General features: G+C 75.2%; 28 protein-coding genes and 2 tRNA genes. 12 read left to right on the top strand and 18 right to left on the bottom strand.

From position 1 onward, the window contains the following. Positions 1-3 precede the first annotated feature (3 nt). Genes AQJ66_RS26155 through AQJ66_RS26140 form a run of 4 tightly spaced genes read left to right on the top strand, consistent with a single transcriptional unit; the run spans position 4 to position 2,442 of the window. On the top strand, positions 4-906 hold the full coding sequence (locus AQJ66_RS26155; protein ID WP_061926912.1) for a LysR family transcriptional regulator: 903 nt from the start codon (positions 4-6) through the stop codon (positions 904-906). Between the two features lie 46 nt (positions 907-952). Continuing rightward, entirely contained in the window at positions 953-1,525 is a 573-nt protein-coding gene (locus AQJ66_RS26150; protein ID WP_061926911.1) for a helix-turn-helix domain-containing protein, read from the top strand. After that, complete coding sequence (locus AQJ66_RS26145; RefSeq protein WP_208611460.1) at positions 1,522-2,052, top strand: GNAT family N-acetyltransferase; 531 nt, start codon at positions 1,522-1,524, stop codon at positions 2,050-2,052. Before AQJ66_RS26150 ends, AQJ66_RS26145 begins: the two co-directional genes overlap by 4 nt. 30 nt (positions 2,053-2,082) lie before the next feature. Next, positions 2,083-2,442 carry an MmcQ/YjbR family DNA-binding protein gene (locus AQJ66_RS26140; protein ID WP_061926907.1) on the top strand — a complete coding sequence of 120 codons (360 nt, stop codon included), beginning with the start codon at positions 2,083-2,085 and terminating at the stop codon, positions 2,440-2,442. Positions 2,443-2,494: 52 nt separating this feature from the next. Here AQJ66_RS26140 and AQJ66_RS26135 read toward each other — a convergent pair whose 3' ends face one another. Together AQJ66_RS26135 and AQJ66_RS26130 are read right to left on the bottom strand one after the other, a co-directional pair. After that, on the bottom strand, positions 2,495-3,418 hold the full coding sequence (locus tag AQJ66_RS26135; protein ID WP_061926905.1) for a transketolase family protein: 924 nt from the start codon (positions 3,416-3,418) through the stop codon (positions 2,495-2,497). A 39-nt stretch (positions 3,419-3,457) separates the two neighbouring features. Beyond that, positions 3,458-4,165 carry a thiamine pyrophosphate-dependent enzyme gene (locus tag AQJ66_RS26130; protein WP_061926903.1) on the bottom strand — a complete coding sequence of 236 codons (708 nt, stop codon included), beginning with the start codon at positions 4,163-4,165 and terminating at the stop codon, positions 3,458-3,460. A gap of 126 nt (positions 4,166-4,291) precedes the next feature. On the opposite strand from AQJ66_RS26130, the gene AQJ66_RS26125 reads away from it, so the two are divergent. Further along, positions 4,292-4,368 (top strand) — tRNA-Pro (locus AQJ66_RS26125). Here AQJ66_RS26125 and AQJ66_RS26120 read toward each other — a convergent pair. From AQJ66_RS26120 to AQJ66_RS26095, 6 genes are all read right to left on the bottom strand, one after another. After that, on the bottom strand, positions 4,347-5,408 hold the full coding sequence (locus tag AQJ66_RS26120; protein ID WP_079060431.1) for an MASE1 domain-containing protein: 1,062 nt from the start codon (positions 5,406-5,408) through the stop codon (positions 4,347-4,349). The genes AQJ66_RS26125 and AQJ66_RS26120 overlap by 22 nt on opposite strands. Before the next feature lie 95 nt (positions 5,409-5,503). Next, on the bottom strand, positions 5,504-6,835 hold the full coding sequence (locus tag AQJ66_RS26115; protein WP_061926900.1) for a PP2C family protein-serine/threonine phosphatase: 1,332 nt from the start codon (positions 6,833-6,835) through the stop codon (positions 5,504-5,506). A gap of 344 nt (positions 6,836-7,179) precedes the next feature. Further along, the gene (locus AQJ66_RS26110) at positions 7,180-7,707 is read right to left on the bottom strand and encodes an NUDIX hydrolase family protein (RefSeq protein ID WP_061926898.1); all 528 of its coding nucleotides are present in this window, start codon (positions 7,705-7,707) and stop codon (positions 7,180-7,182) included. Between the two features lie 16 nt (positions 7,708-7,723). Continuing rightward, on the bottom strand, positions 7,724-8,935 hold the full coding sequence (locus tag AQJ66_RS26105) for an amidohydrolase family protein (protein ID WP_061926896.1): 1,212 nt from the start codon (positions 8,933-8,935) through the stop codon (positions 7,724-7,726). 2 nt (positions 8,936-8,937) lie between these two features. Further along, the gene (locus tag AQJ66_RS26100) at positions 8,938-10,341 is read right to left on the bottom strand and encodes a type I glutamate--ammonia ligase (RefSeq protein ID WP_061926894.1); all 1,404 of its coding nucleotides are present in this window, start codon (positions 10,339-10,341) and stop codon (positions 8,938-8,940) included. A gap of 55 nt (positions 10,342-10,396) precedes the next feature. Beyond that, positions 10,397-11,206, bottom strand: coding sequence for an SAM-dependent methyltransferase (locus tag AQJ66_RS26095; protein ID WP_061926892.1), 810 nt, complete (start codon positions 11,204-11,206; stop codon positions 10,397-10,399). 163 nt (positions 11,207-11,369) lie between these two features. Between AQJ66_RS26095 and AQJ66_RS26090 the strand changes: the two genes are divergently transcribed. Beyond that, positions 11,370-12,224 (top strand): Cof-type HAD-IIB family hydrolase, encoded by an 855-nt coding sequence (locus AQJ66_RS26090; protein WP_061926890.1) that lies wholly within the window; start codon positions 11,370-11,372, stop codon positions 12,222-12,224. A 26-nt stretch (positions 12,225-12,250) separates the two neighbouring features. Here the strand turns inward: AQJ66_RS26090 and AQJ66_RS26085 are convergent, their stop codons facing one another. The 4 genes from AQJ66_RS26085 to AQJ66_RS26070 all read right to left on the bottom strand — a co-directional run bounded on the left by AQJ66_RS26085 (position 12,251) and on the right by AQJ66_RS26070 (position 15,029). Beyond that, complete coding sequence (locus tag AQJ66_RS26085; RefSeq protein ID WP_061926887.1) at positions 12,251-13,054, bottom strand: SAM-dependent methyltransferase; 804 nt, start codon at positions 13,052-13,054, stop codon at positions 12,251-12,253. Positions 13,055-13,118: 64 nt separating this feature from the next. Then, on the bottom strand, positions 13,119-13,766 hold the full coding sequence (locus tag AQJ66_RS26080; RefSeq protein ID WP_061926885.1) for a hypothetical protein: 648 nt from the start codon (positions 13,764-13,766) through the stop codon (positions 13,119-13,121). Positions 13,767-13,782: 16 nt separating this feature from the next. Continuing rightward, positions 13,783-14,127, bottom strand: a complete 345-nt coding sequence (locus AQJ66_RS26075) for a DUF3140 domain-containing protein (RefSeq protein ID WP_061926883.1) — start codon at positions 14,125-14,127, stop codon at positions 13,783-13,785. Between the two features lie 104 nt (positions 14,128-14,231). Continuing rightward, positions 14,232-15,029 (bottom strand): alpha/beta hydrolase, encoded by a 798-nt coding sequence (locus AQJ66_RS26070; protein ID WP_061926881.1) that lies wholly within the window; start codon positions 15,027-15,029, stop codon positions 14,232-14,234. 157 nt (positions 15,030-15,186) lie between these two features. On the opposite strand from AQJ66_RS26070, the gene AQJ66_RS26065 reads away from it, so the two are divergent. Further along, entirely contained in the window at positions 15,187-16,374 is a 1,188-nt protein-coding gene (locus AQJ66_RS26065) for a thiolase family protein (protein ID WP_061926879.1), read from the top strand. 109 nt (positions 16,375-16,483) lie between these two features. Continuing rightward, positions 16,484-17,257: a sulfite exporter TauE/SafE family protein gene (locus AQJ66_RS26060; protein WP_061926877.1), complete on the top strand. Its 774-nt coding sequence runs from the start codon at positions 16,484-16,486 to the stop codon at positions 17,255-17,257. Here the strand turns inward: AQJ66_RS26060 and AQJ66_RS26055 are convergent. Beyond that, positions 17,246-18,025 carry a TIGR01458 family HAD-type hydrolase gene (locus tag AQJ66_RS26055; RefSeq protein WP_061926875.1) on the bottom strand — a complete coding sequence of 260 codons (780 nt, stop codon included), beginning with the start codon at positions 18,023-18,025 and terminating at the stop codon, positions 17,246-17,248. The genes AQJ66_RS26060 and AQJ66_RS26055 overlap by 12 nt on opposite strands. A 112-nt stretch (positions 18,026-18,137) precedes the next feature. Here AQJ66_RS26055 and AQJ66_RS26050 point away from each other — a divergent pair, with 112 nt between their 5' ends. Next, entirely contained in the window at positions 18,138-18,920 is a 783-nt protein-coding gene (locus AQJ66_RS26050) for a cobalt-precorrin-6A reductase (RefSeq protein ID WP_061926873.1), read from the top strand. Here the strand turns inward: AQJ66_RS26050 and cobF are convergent. Continuing rightward, positions 18,884-19,660, bottom strand: a complete 777-nt coding sequence (gene cobF, locus AQJ66_RS26045) for a precorrin-6A synthase (deacetylating) (RefSeq protein WP_061926871.1) — start codon at positions 19,658-19,660, stop codon at positions 18,884-18,886. The two genes, AQJ66_RS26050 and cobF, sit on opposite strands and share 37 nt — an antisense overlap. A 47-nt stretch (positions 19,661-19,707) precedes the next feature. Beyond that, complete coding sequence (locus AQJ66_RS26040; RefSeq protein WP_061926869.1) at positions 19,708-20,241, bottom strand: DUF309 domain-containing protein; 534 nt, start codon at positions 20,239-20,241, stop codon at positions 19,708-19,710. A gap of 105 nt (positions 20,242-20,346) precedes the next feature. Between AQJ66_RS26040 and AQJ66_RS26035 the strand changes: the two genes are divergently transcribed. Further along, positions 20,347-20,420, top strand: a tRNA-Pro gene (locus AQJ66_RS26035). Positions 20,421-20,581: 161 nt separating this feature from the next. After that, the gene (locus AQJ66_RS26030; protein ID WP_061926867.1) at positions 20,582-21,454 is read left to right on the top strand and encodes a universal stress protein; all 873 of its coding nucleotides are present in this window, start codon (positions 20,582-20,584) and stop codon (positions 21,452-21,454) included. 11 nt (positions 21,455-21,465) lie between these two features. Here AQJ66_RS26030 and AQJ66_RS26025 read toward each other — a convergent pair whose 3' ends face one another. Together AQJ66_RS26025 and AQJ66_RS26020 are read right to left on the bottom strand one after the other, a co-directional pair. Beyond that, positions 21,466-22,833: a phosphoribosyltransferase family protein gene (locus AQJ66_RS26025; RefSeq protein ID WP_061926865.1), complete on the bottom strand. Its 1,368-nt coding sequence runs from the start codon at positions 22,831-22,833 to the stop codon at positions 21,466-21,468. Positions 22,834-22,918: 85 nt separating this feature from the next. Next, a complete protein-coding gene (locus AQJ66_RS26020) occupies positions 22,919-23,146 on the bottom strand; it encodes a DUF1918 domain-containing protein (RefSeq protein WP_061926863.1) in 228 nt (75 codons plus the stop codon). A gap of 126 nt (positions 23,147-23,272) precedes the next feature. Here AQJ66_RS26020 and AQJ66_RS26015 point away from each other — a divergent pair, with 126 nt between their 5' ends. After that, a complete protein-coding gene (locus AQJ66_RS26015) occupies positions 23,273-23,713 on the top strand; it encodes a universal stress protein (protein WP_061926861.1) in 441 nt (146 codons plus the stop codon). Positions 23,714-23,717: 4 nt separating this feature from the next. Here AQJ66_RS26015 and AQJ66_RS26010 read toward each other — a convergent pair whose 3' ends face one another. Continuing rightward, the gene (locus AQJ66_RS26010; protein WP_061926859.1) at positions 23,718-25,124 is read right to left on the bottom strand and encodes an amino acid permease; all 1,407 of its coding nucleotides are present in this window, start codon (positions 25,122-25,124) and stop codon (positions 23,718-23,720) included. Between the last annotated feature and the right edge of the window lie 226 nt (positions 25,125-25,350).

Below are 25,350 nucleotides of genomic sequence, written 5' to 3'. Positions count from 1 at the left end.
CCCATGATCGAGGCACGGCGGCTCCACATCCTCCGTGCGGTGGCCGACCACCGCACGGTCACGGCGGCGGCCGCCGCGCTCTACCTCACCCCCTCCGCCGTCTCCCAGCAGCTGACGGCCCTGGAGCAGGAGACCGGCCACCGCCTGGTCGAGCGCGGTGCCAAGGGCGTACGGCTCACCCCGGCCGGCGAGATCCTGCTCAGCCACACCCACGCGGTCCTCGCCCAGCTGGAGCGCGCCGCGGCGGAGCTGGCCGCCTACGGCTCGGGGGAGGCGGGCACGGTCACCGTGGCCGCGTTCGCGACCGGCATCGCGCAGGTCGTGGCGCCGGCGGTGGCCCGGCTCGCCGACTCCGCGCCCGGCATCCGCATCCGCGTCCAGGACGCCGAGGGCGACGCCAGCCTGCCGATGGTCCTGGACCGGCAGGTGGACGTGGCGGTGGCGGTCGAGTACAGGGGCGCGCCGAGCGCGGACGACCCCCGGCTCAGCCACGTCCCGCTGTACGCCGAGCCCTTCGACGCGGTCGTCCCCGTCGGCCACCGCCTCGCCGACGCCCCCGAGGTGCCCCTGGCCGAGCTGGCCAAGGACCCGTGGATCAGCCCGTACCCCGGCAACCCCTGCCACGACGTGGTCGTCCTGGCCTGCGAGAACGCCGGGTTCCAGCCTCGCTTCGAGCACTCCTCCGACGACTTCCGGGCGGTGGTCGCGCTCGCCTCGGCCGACGCCGGCGTGGCCCTCGTACCGCGCTCGGCCCTGCGCGGCATGGACCTCACGGGCGTGGTCGTGCGCCCCGTCGACGGCGTCGCCCCGACCCGCCGGGTCTTCGCGGCCGTACGGCGCGGGGCCGAGGGGCACCCGCTGATCCGGCCGGTGCTGGAGGCCCTGACGGGAGCGGCGCGGGCGTGAGGTTCCCGTAACCGGCCCGTCTCACAGCGGGGATACCGTCCCGCATATGAGAGACGACGCGTACGACCCCGTCGACACCCGCATCGGCGCCCGGCTCGCCGAGCTGCGGGCCCGGGCCGGCTGGTCGCTGGACGAGCTGGCAGGGCGCAGCGGCGTCAGCCGGTCCACCCTGTCCCGGGCCGAGCGCGCCGAGACCAGCGCCACCGCGGCCGTCCTGAACCGCTTGTGCCACGTCTACGGACGCACCATGTCCCAGCTGCTCAGCGAGGTCGAGGCGGAGCCCGCCGCGCTGGTCCGGGCCGCCGAGCAGCAGGTGTGGCAGGACCGCGCCTCCGGGTTCGTCCGGCGTTCCGTCTCCCCGCCGCACGCGGGCCTGCGCGGCGAACTGGTCGAGGGCAGGCTCACCCCGGGCGCCGACCTCGCGTACGACCGTCCGCCCGTGCCCGGCCTGGAACAGCACCTGTGGGTCCTGGCCGGCGCGCTGGAGGTGACGGCCGGGCCGGCGGAGCACCGTCTCGACGCCGGCGACTGCCTGCGGATGCGCGTCTTCGGCCCGACGAGGTTCCGCTGCCGCGGGACCGGCGAGGCGCGCTACGTGCTGGCGGTGGTGCGGCCGTGAGCGTGGTGCGCTGGGACGCGGAGCGGGTGCGGACGCGCAGCGGGGAGCTGGGGGACCTGCTGGCCGACACCGTGGCCGGGGGCGCCTCGGTCGGTTTCCTCGCGCCGCTCGACCGGGCGGAGGCCGCCGCCTGGTGGCGGCGGCGGGCCGAGCAGGTGGCGGCGGGCCGGCTGGCGGTGTGGGCGGCCCTGGACGGCACGGACCGGGTGACCGGCACGGTCGGCCTGGACCTGCCCGACAAGCCCAACAGCCGCCACCGCGCGGAACTCGTCAAGCTGATGGTGCACCGCTCCGCGCGCGGGCAGGGCCTCGGCCGCCGGCTGCTGGCCACCGCCGAGGAGGCGGCCGCGTCCGCCGGCATCACCCTCCTCCACCTCGACACCGAGACCGGCAGCCCCGCCGAGCACCTCTACCGCACCGCCGGCTGGACCCGCGCCGGCACCATCCCCGACTACGCGGCGGACCCCTCCGGCGTCCTGCGCGGCACCACCCTCTACTACAAGCGGCCGGGATCGCCCCCGGGGTGACTGTCGGTGGCAGGGTCTACGGTGCCTGGCATGCCGAACGCAGACGACGTACGCCGTATCGCCCTGTCCCTGCCGGACACCACGGAGAAGACCGCCTGGAACATGCCCACGTTCCGGGTGGCGGGGAAGATGTTCGCCACGCTCCCTGAGGACGAGACGTCCATCGCCGTGCGCTGCCCGAAGGAGGAGCGCGACGAACTGGTGCTGGCCGAGCCCGGCAAGTTCTGGATCGCCGGCCACGAGGCCCAGTTCGCCTGGGTGAGAGCGAGACTCGGCGCCCTGGACGGCGAGGAGGAACTGCGCGACATCCTCGCCGACTCCTGGCGCCAGGCCGCCCCGCCCCGGCTCCTCGACGTCCACCCGAACCTGGGTCTGCCCGGCGGCCGCTGACCGACCGTCGGCGGGCGGCCGGCGGCGTGGCGCGACCCGCCGTCCGGAGCGGTCAGGTCCGGGCCGTCCCCGCCGCCTCCCTCCCCAGGAAGCCCCCGATCCGCGCCCGCAGGGACCCCGCGTCCAGGCCGTGCGCCGTGACGTGGTCCTCGATCGTGCCGTAGCGGCGCAGTTCGGGGCGGGTGACGCCGAGGGCCAGGACGCGGTGCGGGACGTCGGTCAGGGCGTCGGAGACGACCCGCGTCGACGTGCCCGCGAGGTACGGCTCGACGAGGACCACGTCGGTGCCCGCCGCCTCGGTGGCGCGGCGCAGCCCCGCCGTGTCGAAGGGGCGTACGGTCGTGGCGTACAGCACGGTCAGGTCCAGGCCCTCGGTCGCGTCGAGCACCGCGTCCAGCGCCGGGCCCACCGCGACGACCACGCCGGAGCGCCCCTCGCGCACCGTGCGGACGCGCTCCCCGTCGACGGCCCGGCCCCGCCGGTTGGCCTGCACGGAGAGCCGTACGTACACTTTCTCGTCCCCGGCGGCGACCGCGTGCCGCAGCAGGGTCTCGGCCTCGTCGGGATGCCCGGGCACGTGCACGGTCCAGCCGTCCAGGGTGTCGAGCAGCGACACGTCGCCGGGCGCCATGTGGGTGTAGCCGCCGGCCGGCCAGTCGAAGGACGCGGCCGCGCTGACCAGCACCGCCCCGGCGTTCTGGTGCCCGAGGTCCAGCTTGACCTGCTCGAAGGGGCGTTCCACCAGGAAGCTGGCGAAGGTGTGCACGACCGGCCGCAGGCCGGTGAGGGCCAGCCCCGCCGCCGCCCCGACCATGAGCTGCTCGCGGATGCCGACGTTGATCACCCGGTCGGGATGCCGGCGCCCGGCCTCGCGGAAGCCGTCCGCGCCGATCTCGGCGAGGACGACCGCGACCCTCGGGTCCTCGTCCAGCAGCCGGGAGACGACGGGGGCGAAACGGTCACGCATGGTGTCCATGGGAGATGCTGCCCTTTCTGCGCGGAGCGCGAGGGGAAGTCAGGCGTTCTTCGGCTCGACACGAGCCACGACCACGAGCGGACGCCCCGGGTGCGGGGCCGTGAACGCCGCGTACAGCGCCTCGTGGTCGCGGCCGTCGACGGTCACGGCGTGCCAGCCCGCCGCCTCGAAGCGGGCGGCGATCCCGCCGGGCAGCGCATGGCGGGCGGAGGAGTTGTCGACCACCACGGTGTGCAGCCGCTCCAGACCCGCGGGCCCGGCGAAGGCGATCGCCTCGTGGTTGCTGCCCTCGTCCAGCTCGGCGTCCCCGGTCAGTACCCACACGGCCGGCTCGTGCAGCCCCTGCGCCCGCAGCCCCAGCGCGGTGCCGACGGCGATCGGCAGCCCGTGCCCGAGCGATCCGCTGCCGATCTCCGCCCCCGGGACCAGCACCCGGTCGGGATGGTGCCCGAGCGGGGAGTCGTACGACCCGAACCCCGGCAGCCAGCCGACCGGCACGAAGCCCTTCGCCGCCAGCACCGCGTAGTACGCCATCGGCCCGTGCCCCTTGCTCAGCAGGAACCGGTCCCGGGCCGGGTCCCGCGTCCGCTCCGGCGTCACCCGCAGCACCCGGTCGTACAGGACCCAGAGCACGTCGAGCGTGGAGGTGGCAGCCGGCCCGTGCTTCTCGTCACCGGTCATCATCCCCATCAGCCGGGGGAGATCCGCATAGCCGTGGGTACGGCTGTCGTCCGTCGCGATCGTCATGCCGGAGATCCTGCAACCTCAACCAAACTCGAGGTCAAGCGGGAAAAGGCGTGCGCGATCACCGACCCGAGTGCGGTATTGTTTCCCTGCGCGTTTCGACCGGGGAAACCCCAGGTCAAACGGCACCGGGACGTGGCGCAGCTTGGTAGCGCACTTGACTGGGGGTCAAGGGGTCGCAGGTTCAAATCCTGTCGTCCCGACCAGCTTTCGGGCCGGTCGGAGGCCGTCTTCTCAGCGATGAGGGGACGGCCTTTGTCGTTCCGTTCCCGCCCTCCTGGGAGGGCAGCTCCGGCCGGCGGTCTCCGGTGGCGATCCTGGCCGCCATCCCGGCGAGCTGCCCGCAGGCGTTCGCGATCTCCCGCTGGGTCTCGTCGCGCTCGCTGACGACCGCGCTGAGCAGCAGCGCGGTCAGCGCGACGGAACCGTTGAACGCCTGCAGGCTGACCATGCAGGTGAGCAGGTCGTGCCCGGCGAACGGACCGGTCCGGCGGGCGGCGGCGACGACCGCGAAGGTGGACACGGCCAGCGCGCAGGGGGCGGCCCCGGCGAGCTGGAAGCGGAAGGCCGCCCAGAGCAGCAGGGGGAAGGCGAGGAACAGCAGCGGCACCGCACTGGTCTCCAGGAATCCGACGCCGATCGTGACGGCCAGGAGCAGCAGCGCCTCCACCCACCGGGGCGTCGGTACGCGGCGCGGCAGACGCGCCGGGCTCAGGACGAGCAGGACCGGCGTGACCAGCAGGACGCCCGTCGCGTCGCCCGTGTACCAGACCGACCACGTCGGCCAGAAACCGCCGGGTCGCAGCCCCCCGGCGAGCGCCAGCGCGCTCGTGCCGGTCGTCGAGCTGATCAGCATGCCGGTGAATGCGCCGAGGAAGATCAGCGCGAGCGCGTCCCGCAGGCGGTCCAGTTCCCGGCGGAACCCCACCCGGCGCAGCAGCGCGTAGGAGCACAGGGGCGCCAGGGTGTTGCCCGCCGTGATCGCGAGCACGGCGGGCGGTGACGGCCCCAGCGAGACGTTGACCAGGAAGGCGCCGAGGGCGATCCCGGGCCACACCCGCGGTCCGCGCAGCAGCAGGGCCGCCACCGCGATGCCGCTCGGCGGCCACAGCGGGGTGACCTGGCCGCGCACGAGTTGCTGGAGCAGCCCCGCCCGGGCCGAGCCGTAGTACAGCGCGGCGAGTACGCAGATCTCCAGGACGGCCGAACCGGCCCGCCCGAGCCGTTCATGCCGCGCGACAGCCATCGGGCGACCTCCGTGTCCACATCGCCCCGGGAAGACCATCATCCGCCCGATCCCGCGGATCCTCCACGGCACCGCCCGTGCCGTCCGGCCGCCGGTCAGGCCGGCGGGGTGCGCAGGGCGAGGATGGCCATGTCGTCGTGCCCGTCGCTGGGGTGGTGGTCGGCCAGCGCCCGGACGAACTCCGGCAGCGGCAGACCGGCGTGGGCCGCCGCGAGGCCGGCGAGTTCCTCCAGGCTGTCGTCGATGGAGTGACCGGGGTGCTCCACGAGCCCGTCGGTGAAGAACACCACGGTGGCGGCCGGGAGCAGCGGGTGGGAGTGGTTGGGCCGGGACTGCCCGGTGTCGACGCCGAGCGGCAGCCCGGGCTCGGCGAGCAGGATCTCCACCCGCCGGTCCGGGGTGATCAGCAGGGGCGGGACGTGACCCGCGGAGCTCCAGTACAGGCGCCATCCCGCTCCCTCCGGTTCGATGCGGGCCAGGGTGGCGGTCGTGACGGGATGGTCCGTCAGCCGCTCCAGGGTCCGGTCGAGCTGGGCGAGGACATCGCCCGGCGGATTGCGGTGCTCGAACAGCAGGGCGCGCAGCATGTTGCGGGTGGCGGCCATGGCGGCCGCCGCGTGCAGGTCGTGGCCGACCACGTCGCCGATCACGACGGCCACGGCGCCCTCGGGCAGCGTGATGGCGTCGTACCAGTCCCCGCCGAGCTGGCTCGGCTCGGCGGCGGGCCGGTAGATGGCGGCGGCGGTGAAGGGGCTCAGGTCGGGCAGCGTGGGCAGCAGCAGCCGCTGGAACTGCTCCGCCCCGATCCGGATCCGCTCGAACAGGCGGACGTTCTCGATCGCGATGCCGGCGGCGCTGGCCAGGGCGATGACCACGTTCTCGTCGTGGACGTCGAAGGGCTGTCCGTCGAGCCGCTCGGAGAGGTAGAGGTCGCCGTAGATCTCCCCGCGCACGCTGATCGCGACGCCGAGCAGGGTCCGCATCCGCGGATGGCCGGCCGGGAACCCGGCGGAGGACGGATGGGCCGGGATGTCCTCGACGCGCAGCGGGTCGGGATGGCGGATCAGATGGCCGAGGACGCCCCGGCCGCGGGGCAGGTCGGTCCCCGCCAGGTCCGCGCGCTCCTTCTCGGTGAGGCCGGCGGTGATGAACTGCTCCAGCTCCCCGGAATCCGCGAGCACGCCCAGCGCGCCGTAGCGGGCGCCGACCAGGTCCATGGCGGTGGTGACGATACGGTGCAGCACCGCGGGCAGCTCCACCTCGCGGCTGATGGCCACCACCGCGTCCAGCAGGCCCTGCAACCGGTCCATGGAGGACAGCAGGGCACCGAGCTGCTCGTCGATCCGGCCCAGCTCGGAGCGCAGGCGCGTCTGCAGGTCGGAGAGGGGCGGCTGGCGCGGTGGCCGTCCCTCGTCCTCGCCCGCCATCACGCGCTCCGCGTGGTCGCCCGGGGCCCGGTCGGGTCCCTGCGCCGGTCACGGCGGACCGGCGCGGCGGGCATCTCGGGGAAGCGGTGCATTCCGGCCTCCTGACACGACCCCGGTCGGCGCGGGATCCCGGCGTGGCCCGGCCGGCGCGAGCGGTCACGCGCGAACGGCCACGGCCGCCACGCGGTACGGCGCCACCGGGTCCCCGGGTGGGTTCCCCGCCGGGACCTCGTCGGGTGCGTCGCCTCCGATTCTCGCACCCGCGCCCGGTTCCGCCGAGCCGGACGGTGCGGGGCCGCTCAGCCCCGCACCGGCACCGGAACACGGCCGCCGGAACGCGACGGTCAGAAGACGACGCCCACGTGCGCGAGGGCCTGCTTCAGCAGCACACCGTGACCGCCGGGCATCTCGCTCTGCAGGGCCGGCGACGCGGCCTCCTGCGGGCTGAACCACACCAGGTCCAGCGCGTCCTGCCGCGGCCGGCAGTCGCCGGCGACCGGGACGACGTAGGCGAGGGACACCGCGTGCTGGCGCGGGTCGTGGTAGGGCGTGATCCCGGCCGTCGGGAAGTACTCCGCGACCGTGAACGGCTGCAGCGAGGCCGGCACCCGGGGCAGCGCGACCGGGCCGAGGTCCTTCTCCAGGTGGCGCAGCAGGGCGTCGCGGACCCGCTCGTGGTGCAGCACGCGCCCGGAGACCAGCGTCCGGCTGACCGTGCCGTCCGGGCCGATGCGCAGCAGCAGCCCGATGCTGGTGACCTCACCGCTGTCGTCCACGCGCACGGGCACGGCCTCGACGTACAGGATCGGCATCCGGGCCCTGGCCATTTCCAGCTCGTCCGTGGTGAGCCAGCCGGGCGTGGTATCGGTCATGTCAGACATTGCTTGATCATACTTTCCGGGTGGGGCGCCCGCCGAGGTCGCGGGCCGGTTCGTTCGCGGGAAGTCGGTCGGGAAGCCGGCCGGGAGGTCCGCCGGGAAGCCCGTACAGCCGGCGGGCGTTGTCGCCGCCCGTCCAGGCCGCGATGCGCAGGGCGTCGGGCAGGCTCAGCTCGTCGGCGTCCACCCGGTCCTGCAGCAGGCCGGCGAGGCCCTGCCGGAAGCACAGGGCGCCCAGGTGGTGGAACTCGGCGACACCGTAGGCGTCGGAGCTGTACAGCAGTTTGCGGAACGGCGTGATCTCCAGCGCCTCCTCCAGCACCGCGCGGCAGCGGGCCGGACCGGTGTAGTGCAGGGCGAGGCCGACGTCCAGGTACACCTGCTCGAACACCGCCGCCAGGTAGGCGGCCTGCCGGTGGTAGGGCCAGCAGTGCAGCAGCAGTACCGGGACCGTCCCGGCCGTGCGGCGCAGCCAGTCGGTGAGCAGGGCCGGGTCGGCGTGGTGCAGCCGCAGGTCGGCGTCGCCGAACCCGGCGTGCAGCTGCAGCGGCAGCCCCAGGTCGACGGCCGTCCACAGCAGGTGCCGGACCAGCACCGGATCGGCCAGCCGGCCGCCCTGCCCGAGCCAGCGCCGGGCGGCCCCGGTGACCTCGCCGTCCGCGGGGCGTGCCGGGTCCAGGCCGAAGCCGGTGCGGTAGGCCGCCACCGACTTCACCGCCACCACGCCCGGCCGCCGTACGGCCTCCTCGGCGGCCGCCCGGAACACCGCCGCGTACTCGCCCGCCTCCACGCCCCGGGCCGCGACCGCCTCCGCGACCTGCTCCAGCCGGACGACCTCGTGGGCGGCGGCGCCGGCGGCCTCGGCCAGGGCGGCCGGGGAGGTGACGGGGTGCGGGGCGTAGCCGGTGTCCACGCAGAACGCCTCGGCCCCGGCGGCCCTGAGGAAACGCCGGTTGACCTCCTGCCAGCCGAGCTCCGCCCGGCGGGCGAGGTAGTCGTCGGGGGCCGCGTGCCGGGGCAGGTCCAGCAGGGGCGCGCAGTGCCGGCGCACGGCCACGCCGGCCGGGCTGTCGAACGGCGACACGCCGGGCCAGGCCTCGCCCTCGGTGATCAGGGAGGCGAACGCGCCGGGGGAGAGGTCGGCCGTCACGGCGCCGTGGCAGTGGTGGTCCACCAGCGGCAGCGCGGCGAGGGTCTCGTGGACCGGTCCGGAGGCGGGCACCGTCAGTACGTCCAGCGGTAGGCCGCGGCCAGCCGGTCGTCGTCCAGGCCGTCGGCGGCGGCCGCCTCCCCGAGCCGGACGGCGGTCACCGCGTCCGCCAGGACCGGGCCCAGCGCGGCCCGCAGCACCTGGTCGGCCCGGAACTCCTCGACCGCCTCCGGCAGCGACCGCGGCAGCCGCCGCACACCGAGCGCGGCCGCCTCGTCCGGGCCGTACCGGGCCGGGTCGCCGGTGATCTCCTCCGGCAGCGACAGGGAGGCGGTCATCCCGTCGAGCCCCGCGGCGATGACGCAGCCGAGGGCGAGGTAGGGGTTCGCGGCCAGGTCGACCGGCTTGACCTCCAGGTTGGCCTGCTGCTCCTCATGCCCCGCCGTGCCGGTGACCACCCGCAGCGCGGCCTCGCGGGTCTCCCGGCCCCAGGCGGTGAACACCCCCGCCCACTGGGAGGGCTTCAGCCGCAGGTAGCTGACCGGGCTCGGCGCGGTCACCGCCGTCAGCGCGGGCAGACGGGCGAGCACCCCGGCCGCGAACGCCTCCGCGCCGGCCGTCATGCCGTACCGGCCCTCGCCGCCGGCGTGCAGGTTCACCCCGCCGCGCCAGCAGGACAGGTGCAGGTGACCGCCGTTGCCCACGCCCTCGGCGAGCACGGCGGGTGCGAAGGACACCCGCAGGCCGTGGCGCCCGGCCACCGCCCGCACCGTCTGGCGCACCAGCACGCTGCGGTCGGCCGCCGCCACCGGGTCCAGCGCGCCCACCGACACCTCGAACTGCCCGGCCGCGTACTCGGGATGGACCTGCTCGACGTCCACGTCCTGCGCCGCGAGGGCCGCGAGCAGGTCGGCGGTGCAGTCGCTCAGCTCCACCTGCCGCGCCGCGCCGTACGCCGGGCCGGACACCGCCGGGACGAACTCCCCGCCGGGCGCCGAGCCGAGCCCGGCCGCCCATTCGATCTCCACGGCCGCCTTGAAGGTGAGACCGTGCCGTTCGGCGGCGTCCCGGACGATCCGGCGCAGGAAGGTCCGCGAGCATCCGGGGTGCCGCGCGCCCTCCTGCGTGATCCGGTCCACGGGCGCCCAGGCCCAGCCGGGCTGCCCGGCCAGGACCGTCAGCTGGTCGAGGTCGGGGTAGAGCCTGAGGTCGCCGTCGGGGGAGCCGAGGACGTCGGTGGTGACGATCGAGTCGTGGGCGAGGAAGGTGTCGAAGACCGGCGACATGCCCACCCCCCAGCGCACGGCCGACTCCAGCCGCGCCGTCGGGACCGTCTTGACCCGGCCGACGCCGGCCGTGTCCACGTAACCGAGGACGATCCCGTGCACGCCCCGCGCGGCCAGGTCGGCGGCGATCCCGGCGACCCGCTTCAGGTCCCCGGGGCGCCCGCCCGGCACGGGGTCGGCAAGCGTGGTCATACGTCCTCCTCGACGGGCTCGGCCCCCGCGTGGGTCGCGGCCGGGGACGGTCGGGTCAGGGTTTCACGGCCACCGCTCCGTACTGCGGCACCGCGGCGGCGTCGGACCCGGCGCGCCACTGCGAACAGGGCACCAGACCCGGCTCGACCAGCTCCAGGCCGTCGAGGAACGAGGCGATGTCCGCGTGGGAACGGGCGGTGATCGGCGGGGTGGCGTTGGCGTTCCAGAACTCCATCGCGGCGGCGTTGCCCTCGCCGCCCACCTCGGCGTCGTAGGTCGGGTGGGTGAGCACCAGGTGGCTGCCCGACGGGACCGCCGCCATGACGCGCCGCACGATCTCCCGGGCCTCGCCGGTGTCCAGGACGAAGTTCAGGATGCCCAGCATCATCACCGCGACCGGCCGCTGAAGGTCGAGGGTGTCGCCGGCGCGCCGGACGATGGCCTCCGGGTCGTGCACGTCGGCGTCGATGTAGTCGGTGACGCCCTCGGCGGAGCTGGTGAGCAGCGACCGGGCGTGCACCAGCACGATCGGGTCGTTGTCGACGTACACGATCCGCGAGTCGGGCGCGATCCGCTGGGCGATCTCGTGCGTGTTGTCCACCGTCGGCAGGCCCGTGCCCACGTCCAGGAACTGGCGTATGCCGCGCTCGCCGGCCAGGAAGCGCACCGCCCGCCCGAGGAAGTCCCGGTCCGCGCGGGCCACCGCCCGGATCACCGGGAACATCCCGGCGACGTGCTCACCGACCCGCTGGTCGACCTCGTAGTTGTCCTTGCCGCCGATCCAGTAGTTCCAGACCCGCGCGTTGTGCGCCACCGAGGTGTTCAGCCTCGCCGATCCGGCCGTCGGGGAATGCCCCTCGCTCACGTCGCCGCCCTTCTCCCTGTGCGATTGCCCGCCGTCATTGTGCCGCTCCTTGATCGCGCTGTCCCGGGAAACGGCGCAGCGTGACCCCCGGGGCACCCTCCGGCGCGCTCCGCCGCGTGGGGGACACTGGAGGTCCCGCCCCGCCCCGACCGGAAAGCAGGACATGCCCGCCACGCCCGCGTCCCTCCTCCAGGCCCCCACCCCGCCCGCCGGCGCCGCCGGCATCCGGCTCGTCGTCACCGACATGGACGGCACGCTGCTGGACGACGCCAAGCGCGTGCCCGACGGGCTGTGGCCGACGCTCGCCGAACTCCGCCGCCGCGGCGTGCTGTTCAGCCCCGCCAGCGGCCGCCAGTACGCCACGCTGGCCCGGCAGTTCGCGGACGGCGGCGAGGGTATGGCGTTCATCGCGGAGAACGGCACCTACGTGGTCCGCGACGGCGTGGAGCTGCACTCCGACCCGATGGAGCGGTCCGTCGCGGCGGACGTCGCCCGGACGGTGCGGCGGCTCGTCGCGGGCGGCGCCGACGTGGGCGCCGTCGTCTGCGGGAAGCGGGCGGCGTACGTCGAGCGGACCGACGAGGCGTTCCTGGCCGAGGTGCGGCGGTACTACGTCGAGCACCGCGTCGTCCCGGACGTCACGGCCGTCGAGGACGAGGTGATCAAGGTGGCGCTGTTCGACTTCGGCTCCGCCGAGCACACCACCGCCCCGGCGCTCGCCGCCGTGGCCGCCACGCACCAGGTCGTGGTCTCCGGCGAGCACTGGGTCGACGTCATGAACCGCACCGCCAACAAGGGCACCGCCCTGCGCGGCCTCCAGCGCGAGCTCGGCATCACCCCCGCCGAGACCATGGTGTTCGGCGACTACCTCAACGACCTGGAGATGCTGGACGCCGCCGACTGGTCCTTCGCCATGGCCAACGCCCACCCCGAGGTCCTGCGCCGGGCCCGCCACCAGGCCCCGTCCAACAACGACAACGGCGTGCTGCGGACCATCGCGCGCGTCCTCGGCCTCTAGCAGGGCCTGACCGGAACGTCCCGCCGTCAGCTGGGGCCCGGCTTGCGCCCCACCGCGCCGTACAGCGACACCGGCCCCTCGGGCGCGGTGTCCGGGCGCCAGTCGCCCACCGGGACGATGCCGGGGTCCAGCAGCTCGAGCCCCTTGAAGAAGCCGCCCACCTCGGCGTGCGAGCGGGCCACCAGGGTCACCCCGCCCGCCGCGTAGGCCGCGATGCCCCGGCGGACGTTCTCCGGTTCGAAGTCGGCGGTCATGGTCGACAGGACCAGGCAGCTGCCGGGCGCGAGCGCGTCGAGCAGGCCGGCCACCAGGTCGTGGGCGCCGTCCTCGTCGGCGATGAAGTGCAGCAGGGCGATGAGCGAGAGGGCGACCGGGCGGTCGAGATCCAGCACCTCGGCGGCCCGGCGGAGGATGGCCAGCGGATCGCGGGCGTCGGCCTGCACGTACTCGGTCACGCCCTCCGGGGTGCCGCGCAGCAGCGCGTTCGCGTGGGCCAGCACGATCGGGTCGTTGTCGACGTACACCACGCGCGCGTCCGGCGCGACGGACTGGACGATCTGGTGCAGGTTGGGCTCGGTCGGTATGCCGGTGCCGATGTCCAGGAACTGGCGGATCCCCGTCTCCTCGGCCAGGGTCCGGACGGCCCGCCGCATGAAGGCCCGGTTGGCGCGGGCGGCCTTCGGGGCACCTGCGTCGATGGCCGTGATCCGCCGCCCGAGCTCTTCGTCCACGGGGTAGTTGTCCTTGCCGCCGAGGAACCAGTCGTAGACCCGGGCCGGATGCGGCCGCGTGGTGTCGATCCGCCGGTCGTCCGGCCCGGTCCCCGTCACGTGCTGCTCCTCCGCTCGGCGGGCCCCGGCGGTCGGCCCGGGGCGTGTCAGCAGTCTGACACGATCATGCCGCGCGGCGGAGACAGTCTTCGGCCACCTGCTTGTCCAGCGCGGCCCGCACCAGCGCGGCCGCCAGGACGGCCGGTTCGGTGCCGGAGGCGAGCCGGGCCAGCCGCTCAGGGTCCTCCGGCAGCCCGAGCCGCCCGGCGCCGGCGAGCGCCTTGCCGTCGAGGTACGGGGCGACATCCGGCCACACCCGCTGCGCCTCGCGCAGGAAGATGTCGGCACCGGCCGGACCGATGCCCGGCTCCTCCTGCAGCAGGCGGCGCAGTTCGCCGGTGTCGCCGCCGGCCTCCCGGTGCAGCCGGCGCAGGTCCCCGCCCCAGCGTTCGTCGAGCAGCTCGGCGCCGTCGCCGAGCTGGATGGCCGTCCGCTCGTCGTAGCGCCGGTAGCCGCCCCGGCCCAGCGCGTCCACCCGCCGCTGCCATCCGGCGCCGGCCATCCGGCGCGGGCTGTCCAGGCGGTCCTCGTGCAGGGCGCGGGCCGCGGCCACCGCGACCGAGGCCCGGATCCGGGCGCTGAGCAGCAACGACAGCACCAGCAGCCGGTACAGCGGCTGCGGGGAGTCCGTCAGGCGGATGCCGGCCTCCTCGGCGTACGTCCGCCCGTACCCGGACACCAGCTCGTGCACGACCCGTTCGTCGCGGTTCATGACCGTGCCGGCCCTGCTAGGGCTTGAGCGGGTCGTGGCCCAGCGTCATCAGCCGGTGCCGGCGGCGGGTGTCCTCCGGCGTCGACTCCGGCTCGGGCTCGTTCTCCGGGTCCGCGAGGTCCCCGACCGTGTCGACGACCTTGTGCATCACCCGGACGTCGTCCTCGGTGAGGTCCGTGCGCCGCTTCCGGAGGACGGCGAGGACGTGCTGCCCGGTGGGCGTGCCCGCCCGCTCCGGCAGCGGCTCGGTCTCCTCCCCGGCGTCCCGGACCTTGAGCCAGGCGGCGAGTTCCGCGGAGGTCATGTTCACCGCGCGGTGGAAGTCCTCCCACAGCGCGTCGAGTTCGAGTGCGTCGGCCATGGCGCTACCGCCTTTCGTATCGCTTCGTATCGCTACGCCTTGATACGTCCCCTCACGTGTCCGAAAGGTGGGTGCCCCTGCCCGGGAGGGTGAAACCGGCCTGGTCAGCGCGGCAGCGTCCGGTCCAGGAAGCCGGTCACCTCGGCGAACACCTCTGCCTTGCACGTCTCGTTGAACACCTCGTGCCGCGCCCCGGGGAAGATCCGCTCGGTGAGCCGGCCCCCGCTGAGCCGCTCCACCCCGATCCGGCTCCCGGGCAGCGGCACCAGCCGGTCGTCGTCCCCGTGCAGCCACAGCACCGGCAGGTCGCCGACGTCACCGCCCTCGGCGACCGCGTCCAGGGTCCGGACGAACGCCTCGAGCGTCGGCCGCTTCATCGGCCCGTGCCACACCAGTGGATCGGCGGCGTACGCGGCGCCCACGGCCGGGTCCCGGGAGAGCGCGGAGGGGCTGATCGGGGTGTCGGGGATCTCGTCGAGCGCGAGCAGCCGGCCGGGCAGCTCCCAGACGCCGATCACCGGCCCCGACAGGACCAGCGCGCTCAGCTCGTCGCGGTGGCGCTGGGCGTAGCGGGCGGCGATCAGGCCGCCCATGGAGTGGCCCACGAGGACGAGGGGCAGGCCCGGGTGCGCGGCACGGGCGAGCTCGGCCGTCCGGTGGACGTCGGCGACCACGTCCTCGAAGTCCTCGATCAGCACCCGCTCACCGGCCGACCTCCCGTGCCCGACGTGGTCGGGCCCGTAGACGGCGGCCCCGTACGCGGTGAGGACGCCGGCCAGTTCCGCGTACCGGCCCGCGTGCTCGCCGTAGCCGTGGACCACGAGGACCACGCAGCGCGGGCCGGGGTGCGGCCACTCGCGTACGGTTCTGCCGTCCAGCACGTGCTCGCGGGACCCCGTCATGGCTCCTCCGGCTGCTCGGTGTCGGTGCCGGGGGATCTTCCCAGCGGGGCGCCCGGCGGTCTATAGTGCAAAACTAGCAGTGCTAATTAAGGCCTGTCGCGGAACACCACCCGATTCGTGCTGGTCCACAGCGTCGTCGATCAGGAGTCCACCAGCCGTGCGTCCCGTCCACTTCGCGGCCGCCCGCCGCACCCCCATCGGCAAGCTCCGCGGAGCCCTGTCCAGCGTACGGCCCGACGATCTCGCGGCGCGGGTGATCCGCCACCTGGTGGCCGAGGTGCCCGCCCTCGACCCGGCCCGGATCGACGACGTCTACTGGGGCGCGGCCAACCAGGCCGGAGAGGACAACCGCAACGTCGCCCGCATGGCCGCGCTGCTGGCCGGCCTGCCCGAGTCCGTACCCGGCGCCACCGTCAACCGGCTGTGCGCCTCCGGCCTCGAAGCGGTCACCACGGCCGCCCGCACCATCGCCGCGGGCGAGGCCGACATCGTGATCGCGGGCGGCTCCGAGTCCATGAGCCGCGCCCCCTTCGTCCTGCCCCGCCCCGACGAGGCGCTGCCCCACCGCATCGAGACGCACGACACCCGGCTCGGCTGGCGCCTGGTCAACCCGGCCATGAAGGAACTGCACGGCCTGCTGTCCATGGGCGAGACCGCCGAGGAGGTCGCCGAGCGGTACGGCATCACGCGCGAGCGCCAGGACGCGTTCGCGCTGCGCAGCCACCAACTGGCCGCCGCCGCCCGCAAGAACGGCCACTTCGACGACGAACTCCTCCCCGTCGAGCGCCCGGACGGCATCGTGGTCGAGCAGGACGAGTGCGTCCGCGAGGACACCTCGCTGGAGAAACTGTCCCGGCTCAGGCCGGTGTTCCGCGCGGACGGCACCGTCACCGCGGGCAATGCCTCCCCGCTGAACGACGGCGCCGCCGGGCTCCTGCTCGTCAGCGAGGAGGCGCTGAACGAGCTGGGCCTGGAGTCCCTCGGCCGGTACGTCGCCGGCGCCTCGGCGGGCGTCCACCCCGACGTGATGGGCATCGGCCCGGTCCCGGCCACCCGCAAGGTGCTCGCCCGGGCCGGCTGGGAGGTCGGCGACCTGCAGGAGGCCGAGTTCAACGAGGCGTTCGCCGCGCAGGCCCTGGCCTGTGTCGACCAGCTGGGCATCGACCCGGACCTGGTGAACCCGAGCGGCGGCGCCATCGCCCTCGGCCACCCCCTCGGCTGCTCCGGCGCCCGCATCCTGACGACCCTGCTGCACCGCATGCGGCGCACGCGCGCCGAACGGGGACTGGCGACCATGTGCGTCGGGGTCGGCCAGGGCAGTGCGGTCCTCGTCGAGCGGCACTGAACCGCGGGATCCGCCGCGACGAGGCGCGCGCCATGGGCCCGCAGCGGGGGACCGGCCCGTGAGACGGTGCTGATGCCCGCCGATGCGTGTGCATAGCATCGGCCTCCGCATGAACACGATGACGCTCTGGCACATATCCGGCTGGGAGTTCGCCGCCCTCGCCGCCGCGGCCCTGCTCGTGGGCTTCTCCAAGACCGCCGTCAGCGGCGCCAACACGGTCAGCCTCGCCGTCTTCGCGGCGGTGCTGCCCGCCCGCGCCTCCACCGGTGTGCTGCTCCCCCTCCTTATCACCGGCGACGTGCTCGCCGTCCTCACCTACCGCCGGCACGCCCACTGGCCCACGCTGTGGCGGCTGTTCCCGGCGGTGGCGGTCGGCGTGGTGGCCGGCACGCTGTTCCTGGTGTGGGCCGGCGACGGGGCCGTACGGACCTCGATCGGGGCGATCCTGCTGCTGATGGCCGGTGTCACGGTGTGGCGGCGGCGCCGGGCCGAGGCGGGGGAGGAACCGGACGCCGTCACCACCCGGGCCGGCCGGATGAAGGCCCGCTCCTACGGCGTGCTCGGCGGGTTCACCACCATGGTCGCGAACGCCGGCGGGCCGGTGATGTCGATGTACCTGCTGTCCGCCGGATTCCGCAAGCTCGGCTTCCTGGGCACGTCGGCGTTCTTCTTCCTCATCGTCAACGTGTCCAAGGTGCCGTTCAGCGCCGGCCTCGGCCTGATCGACGGCCGCTCGCTGCTCCTCGACGCCGCGCTGGCGGTGTTCGTCCTGCCCGGCGCGCTCCTCGGCAGGTGGGCGGTGGACAGGATCAACCAGCGACTCTTCGAGCAGCTCGTGATCGCCGCGACGGTCGTCGGCGGTGTCCAGCTGCTACTGCGCTAGGCCCAGCAGCGCCGGCAGGTCGGCGAAGGAGTCCCGGACGTGGTCCGGGGTGCCGCTCGCGCCCGCCTCGGTCTCCGGCCGGTACTTGCCCGTCCGCACCAGAACGCCCGTGATCCCGGCCCGCTGCGCCGCGAGCACGTCCGACTCGACGTCGTCGCCCACCATCAGCGCCTGGTCCGCGCGCACGCCGAGCCGGGCCAGCGCCGCCGCGAAGAACGCCGGGGACGGCTTGCCGGTGACCTCCGCCTCGACCCGCGCGGCCCGCTCCAGCCCGAGCAGGAAGGCCCCCGAGTCCAGCTGCAGCCCGGCGTCGGTCCGCCAGTACAGGTTGCGGTGCATGGCCACCAGCCGCGCCCCCCGCCGCAGCTGCCCGAAGGCCCGGTTCAGCGCCGCGTACCCGAACTCGGGCCCGGCCCCGCCGACCACCACCACGTCGGGATCGTCGTCCACCAGCGTGACGCCGGCCAGGTCCTCCGCGACGTCCCCGCTGTTGAGGAGGGCGCACCGGGCACCCGGGAAGCGCTCGGCGAGGTAGGCGGCCGTCACGGCGGGCGCGGTGAGCACGTCGTCCACGCCCACCTCGAAGCCCGCCTCCGACAGCGCCGCGGCGACCGAGGCCCGGGTCCGGGACGTCGTGTTGGTCACCAGGGCCACGCCGAGCCCCGCGGCGCGGATCGCCCGCAGCGCCGCCACCGCACCCGGCAGCGGCTTCCAGGACACGGTGAGCACACCGTCGATGTCGACGAGCACGGCACGCACGGCTTCCATGAACCGGACCTTAGGGCCTGTCCGGCCATCCCGCCCGCCCCGCGGGCGGACGGCGGGAACGGCCGCACAGGCCCCGGCCCAGCCGCCGCGTGCCGCCCCGTACGCTCACCCCATGACCGCGCACGTCCTGATCCTGGGCGGCACCACCGAGGCCCGCCGTCTCGCCGCCGAGCTCGCCGGCCGCCCCGGCCTGCGCGTCACCACCTCGCTCGCGGGCCGCGTGACCCGGCCCGCCGCCCTGGACGGCGCCGTCCGGACCGGCGGCTTCGGCGGAGCGGACGGCCTCGCCGACTGGCTGCGCGCGCACCACGTCGACGCGCTCGTGGACGCCACCCACCCCTTCGCCGGGACGATCACGGCCAACGCCGCCCGCGCGGCGGCCGCCACCGGCGTGCCGGCGACCGTCCTGCGCCGCCCCGGCTGGCGTCCCGTCCCCGGCGACCGCTGGCACGACGCCGGCTCCCTGGACGGGGCCGCCGCCGCCCTGCCCGGGCTCGGCCGCCGCGTCTTCCTCACCACCGGCCGGCTCGGCCTCGCTGCCTTCGCCCACCTGGCGGACCTGCACTTCCTCGTCCGCTCGGTGGAGCCGCCCGAGCCGCCCCTCCCGCCGGACACCGACGTCCTCCTCGCCCGCGGCCCGTTCACCGTCGCCGGCGAGACGGACCTGCTGCGCGCCCACCGCATCGACGTCCTGGTGACCAAGGACAGCGGCGGCGCGGCCACGGCCGCCAAACTGACGGCCGCGCGGGAGCTCGGGTTGCCCGTGGTGGTGGTGCGCCGCCCCGCCCTGCCGGACGGGGTGACGGCGGTGCCCGACGTGCCGGCCGTCCTGGACCGGCTCGGGCTGGGCGCCTCCGGTCAGGCGCCGCCCTTCGGGTCCCTGCGCAGCAGATAGGTGTCCATGATCCAGCCCTTGCGCTCCCGGGCCTCGGCCCGCAGCCGCTCGATGCGCGGAGCGGCCTCCGCGAGCGGGCCGGAGACGAGGATCTCGTCCGGGGTGCCCAGGTACGCGCCCCAGTAGATGTCGATGTCCTGGTCGGCGTACCGCCGGAAGGCCTGGTGCGCGTCCAGCATCACGACGACGTCGTCCACCCCCTCCGGGAAGCCCTCGGCCAGCCGCCGCCCGGTGGTGATCTGCACCGGCCGGGCCACCCGGTTCAGGCCCGTGCGGTGCCGGGCCACCAGCGAGGAGACGCTGCTGATGCCGGGCACCACCTCGTAGGCGAACTCCACCGCGCCCCGCTCCAGCACCTCCTGCAGGATCCCGAGCGTGCTGTCGTACAGCGACGGATCCCCCCACACCAGGAAGGCCCCGGTGTCCTCCTCGCCCAGCTCCTCGGCGATCAGCCGCTCGTAGATCCCGGCGCGCGCGGCACGCCAGTCCTCCACGGCCGGCGCGTAGGAGGTCCCCCCCGCCGTCCGGTCCCGCTCCGGGTCGCGCGCCTCCACCACCCGGTACGACCCCTCGGGCACATGTGCGTCCAGCATGTCCCGGCGCAGCCGGGTGAGATCGCCCTTCACCTCGCCCTTGTCGAGCAGGAAGAACACGTCCGTGCTCCGCAGCGCCTTGACCGCCTGCAGGGTCAGCTGGTCCGGGTCGCCCGCGCCGATACCGATCACATGAATCCTTCGCACGGCCCCGAGTCTGCCGTACGCCGCGGAGCGTCACGCCACCGCCCGGGCTACCGCGCCCCGCCCGCCGTCAGCCGAGGCGCCTCCGCCCCCGCGTCCACGGGCGCCGCGCCCGCCTCCACCCGCCCGGCCAGCTCCCGGGCCCAGGCGGCGACACCGGCGAGATCCAGCCCGTACGGCCGGTCCTCGCCCTGCCCGGTCTCCCACGCCTCGACCGCGCCCGCGCCGCGGCGCAGGAGCCGCGCCCCGCCCGTGGCGTTGCCGCGGGCCGCGTGCGTGAGGCCCACCGCCAGCTGGGCCAGCCCCCGCCACAGCGTGCGCTCCTCCTCGGGACCCGACTTCCAGGCGTCCTCGAACACCTCGTGCGCGTGGAAGGGCCGGCCTGTGTCCAGCAGCGCCTGCGCCTCGGCGACCGTCTCCCGCGGGTTGCGCACCACCCCCTCGGGCTGCCGGTCGACCCCGGCCGAGCCGTACGGCAGCGGCCGGCCCAGCCCGTCCCGGGGCCGGGCGTTGCGCGCCCGCCCCCGCTCGTCCCGGTCCCGGCCGTCCGCCGGCGCGTCTGTGTTTCCCCTGCGACCGCCCATACGACCGATTGTCCCCGTCCCGCCCCGGTCCCTCTTCGGCGCACCCCCGCGCGTGGGGTAAAGTGCTGTTCGCGCGATCACGCGGATCACCGCGAGCGAGCGCATCGGGACGTGGCGCAGCTTGGTAGCGCACTTGACTGGGGGTCAAGGGGTCGCAGGTTCAAATCCTGTCGTCCCGACTTGCGAAGACGCAGGTCAGAGGCCGTGTCGGAGAAATCCGGCACGGCCTCTCGATCGTTGTGCGCAACCGTGCGCCGCGGGCGGCTGCTCCGCGTGCGGCGGGGCGGGGACCGGGGGGATCCTCGAAGGGAGAGCCCGCCGCACCGCCAACGGGGGTGTCATGAGCGACCCGGTCGTCGTGGGAGTGGACGGATCGCCGTCGAGCCTGGCCGCGGTCGAGGTCGCCGCGCGCGAGGCCGGGCTGCGCCGCGTGGGACTGAGGATGGTGCACGCCTTCGGGGCGCCCTCGATCCGCCTGCCGGGCGGCGGGCCCCCGTGGAGTCCGGCCCAGGCGGGGGTGCGCGAGCTGGTCGACGGCACCCTGGACCGGGCCGAGCAGCGGGCGCGGGACGTCGCGCCGCACGTGGACGTCACCCGCGAGGTGACCGTCGGCGAGCCGCCGGCCGTGCTGGAGATCGAGTCGCACACCGCCTCGCTCGTCGTGGTCGGCAGCCGCGGACTGGGGGGGTTCGGCAGCCTCCTGCTCGGCTCCACCGCCGTGCAGCTGGCCGCGCACGGCCGCTGCCCGGTGCTGGTGGTACGCGGCCGGGAGAACCCGAGCGGTCCCGTGCTGCTGGCGGTCGACGGCTCACCGGCCGGCGGGCCGGCCGTCGGATTCGCCTTCGCCGAGGCGTCGATGCGCGGTGCGGGCCTGGTCGCACTGCTCGTCTGGAACACCTGGGGCGAGCCGGCGCACGAGGGCCCGCCGACCGCGCTGGACGTGATCGTGGACGTCGGGCGCCTGCGCGGGGAGGAGCAGCGCGTGCTGGACGAGACGCTGGATCCCTGGCAGCGGCGCTGTCCCGGGGTCGCCGTGGAGCGGCGCCTGGTGCGCTCCCGGGTCCGCCCGGCCCTGCTCGAGGCCAGCGGCGACGCGCAACTGGTCGTCTCCGGGGCCCGCGGCCGCGGGGGCTTCACGGGGCTGCTGCTCGGCTCGGTCAGCCAGGCCCTGCTGCACCACGCGTCCTGTCCCGTCGCCGTCGTCCGGGGATGAGGCCGGCGGCCTCACACCGTGTGGCGCCGGCGGCGGTGCGCCGGGTGCGCCGCGGTGGCGGGGACGGCCGGAGCCGGCATGTGGTCGAAGAACCAGTCGCGGGCCAGGTCGGTGACCTTCCGCAGGGCACCGGGTTCCTCGAAGAGGTGGGTGGCGCCGGGGACGATCGCCAGCGCGTGCTCGCAGCGCAGCCGGGCCAGGGCCTCGCGGTGGTGGCCGAGGGCCTGCCGGTCGTGGCCCCCGGCGATCAGCAGCGTGGGCGCCGCCACCGCCGGCAGCCGCGGCCCGGCCAGGTCCGGCCTGCCGCCGCGGCAGACGACCGCGGCGATCCGGGCGTCCGGTTCCGCGGCGGCCCGCAGCGCGGCGGCCGCGCCGGTGCCGGTGCCGAAGTAGCCGACGGCGAGCCCCCGGCACCCGGGCTCGTCGCGGAGCCGGCCGGTGGCGTCCGCGAGCCGCCGGGCCGGTCCGGCCGTGTCGAAGGCGCCCGCCCGGTCCGCCTCTTCCTCCTCGGTCAGCGGATCGAGCAGCAGGGTGACGAACCCGGCCCGGTTCAGCCCCTCCGCGACGTACCGGTCGCGCGGGCTGTCCCGGCCGCTGCCGCCGGGCGTGAACACCACGACCCCGAACGCGCGGTCGGGGACCGTCAGCCGCCCGTGCAGCAGTGCGGCACCGGCCGGGACGTCCACCTCCCGGCCCACGGGGAGGGTGTGACCCGACGGAGCCCGGCGCGTGCTCACCGGGTGGACGACCGCCTCCTCCAGACAGGCGACCACCTCGTCGTCGTCGATCGGGGAGGAGCCGGCCGGGTAGAACCGCCCGACCGCGGAGAAGTGCCGTGGCGCGTGCAGGCAGACCAGGCCGTCGGCGTCCTCCCCGAGCCGCTCGGCCCAGTCGTGCGGGGCCACGGGGACCGCGAGCACGATCCGGGCGGCGCCGCGGGCACGGGCGATCCGGCAGGCGGTGCGCGCCGTCGCCCCCGTGGCCACTCCGTCGTCGACCACCAGGACCGTGCGGCCCTCGAGCCCGACCGGTGGCCGCCCGCCGCGGTAGTGCCGGGCGCGGCTCTCCACCACCGCCTCCTCGCGTGCCTCGGCCTCGGCCAGCTCCCGCGCGGTGATGCCCGCGGCGCGCACCACCTCGTCGTTGATCACGCGGACGCCGCCCTCGCCGACCGCCCCCATGGCGAGCTCCGGCTGGAACGGCACCCCCAGCTTCCGCACCAGGCACACGTCCAGCGGCGCGCCCAGTGCCCGGGCGACCTCCGCGGCGACCGGGACCCCTCCGCGCGGCAGCCCGAGCACCACGAGGTCGGCGCCCCTGAGGTGCTTCAGGCGGCCCGCCAGCCGCCGGCCGGCCTCGTGGCGGTCCACGAAGAACACGGTCCGGCCTCCTTCCGCGGCGCGGCGGGGCGGACCGCGGCGGACGGCGACGCGCTCCGCCCCGCACCTCGTCCGGCGAGTCCGGTCACCGCCCCTCCCGGCGCGGCTGCCCGTACGGGGCGGCGTGCGCCGGGTGGGTCTCGATGACGCATCCCGGGCCGGGGAAGATCTCCGTCTCGTGACCGTCCTCGTAGCGCACCCGGTAGGGCGCCTCGCCGTCCTCGCCGAGCACCTGCACGACGGTGGCATGGTGCTCGGGGGATCCCACGGTTCTGCCGGTGAACCGCAGCACGTCACCTTCATGCGCCTTCATCGTGGCCCACCTCGTTCCCTGCCGGCGTTCCCTGTCCTTCGTTCAGCATGACTCCGGACGACGGCTCGCGCAGTCGGTACCGGCGCCTTCCGCGGGACCATGGAGGGAACGTCCGGGAGGTACGTGATGGCGTCCGGTGGCAGGCAGGTGATCGTGGTCGGCGTGGACGGGTCCGCGGCGAGCGAGGACGCGCTGCGCTGGGCGGCCCGGCAGGCCGGCCTGACCGGCGCCGGCCTGCGCGTGGTCACGGCGTGGCGGCTGCCGGTGATGTACGGCTACCCGCCCGACTACTCGGGGGCGGGCTACCAGGACAGGGCCCGCGCGGCACTCGACGCCGCGATCGGCCGGGTGCTCGGCCCGGCGCCGCGGCCGTCCGTGGACGCCCGCGTCGAGGAGGGCCACCCGGCCCAGGTCCTCCTCGCCGCCGCACGCGGTGCGGACCTGCTGGTCGTCGGCAGCCGCGGGCACGGCGCCTTCACGGGGATGCTGCTCGGCTCGACGGCCCGGCACTGCGTCGACCACGCGCCCTGTCCGGTGCTGGTGGTGCCGCCCGGTACGGCGTCCTGAGGCGTCACGGCCGTACGGCGGCGCGCCGCTGCCGCGCCGCCAGCACCGCGTACACGACCACCCCCGCGAACAGGAACAGCACGCCCTGGTACACCGCCGCGTAGCCGGCGCCGGCGACGAGCCACAGGGAGAAGGCGGCCGCGACGGACGCCACCACCGCGTCCCGCACCAGCCGCGCCCGGTTCACCGGCTCGCGGCCGGAGACGAGGTGGAACAGCTGCGCGGCGGTGGCCAGCAGGTACGGCACCGTGGCGGTGAACGTCGTGATGAGGACGAGCATGTCGAAGACCTTCGGCGAGCCCGCGGCGTAGTTGTAGACGGTGAGCAGCGAGGCGAGGACGACCGTGACGCCGACGCCCACCGTGGGGACGCCGCGGCGGCGCCGGGCGAAGGCCGCCGGGAACAGGCCGTCGCGGGCCGCCGCGTACGGCGTCTGGGCGCTCAGCAGCGTCCAGCCGTTGAGGCAGCCGGTCATCGACACGAGCGCGGCGAGGGCGACGGCCCAGCCGCCCCAGGCGCCGCCGAACATGGCGTTCACGGCGTCGGAGAACGGCGCGGTGGACTTCACCAGGCGGTCGTGCGCGACCGTGCCGAACACGGACAGCGTGCCCAGCAGGTACACGAGCGCGGCGCCGGCGGTGCCGAGGACGGTGGCGCGGCCGACGGTGCGGCGGGGGTCCCTCACCTCGCCGGCGCTGACGGCGGCGGACTCCACGCCGAGGTAGGAGAAGAGCAGCAGGGCGGCGGCGGCGGACACCGCGCCGACCGCGCTGCCCCCGGTGGCGTTGAACGGCCCCAGCTTCGCCGGATCGAAGAAGAACAGCCCGCCGGCGGCGACGAGCAGCAGCGGCACGAACTTCAGCACCGTCGACACCAGCTGCACGGCGCCCACGTACCGGGTGCCCGCGAAGTTGGCCAGCGCGGGCAGCCACTGCAGCGTCAGGGCGGCGAGACAGGCGGTCCAGCGGTGGCCGGTCACCGGGATCAGGACGTCGAGGTAGCCGACGGCGGCGACGGCGAGCGCGGCGTTCGACACCCAGGTGGTGATCCAGTACGCCCAGGCGGCGAGGAACCCGGCGAAGTCGCCGAAGGCCTCGCGGGCGTAGACGTACGGGCCGCCGGTGCGCGGGTCGCGCTCGGCGAGCCGGCCGAAGACGAGCGCGAGGGCGACGGCGCCGACGGTCAGGACGCCGAAGGCGACCAGGCCGACCGTGCCGTAGGGGGCCACGGAGGCGGGGAGCAGGAAGATGCCCCCGCCGATGATGTTGCCCATGACCAGCGCGGTGGCGACGGGCAGCCCGAAGCGGCGCGCGTGCCGTCCGGGGGTGTCGTGGGGGCTTGCTGCTGCGGGGACCCCGGCGGTGGCCGGGGGAGCCGGATCCGACGTGGGGGCGGTTCCGGTGACGTGCATGGGTGGGTGTGCCTCTCATCGAACTGGTGTTCCCAGGATCGCCGGGACGCTCCCATGGTCGGACATGCACCGGCATGTCGACAAATCACCGCTTCTTGTCTCGCAGGGGCGGCTTCCCGGCGCAAGAACTGCTGCGTGAGGGCCTGAAACGCGTCATACGTGCGGCGGCGGGTGGCCGGGGCGACCGCCCCCGCCACCCGCCGCCGGCGGTCCCGCCCTGCGCGGC

It is taken from the genome of Streptomyces bungoensis, from assembly GCF_001514215.1.
Classification (GTDB): domain Bacteria; phylum Actinomycetota; class Actinomycetes; order Streptomycetales; family Streptomycetaceae; genus Streptomyces; species Streptomyces bungoensis.
This window is presented reverse-complemented; position numbering and strand designations above follow the sequence as displayed.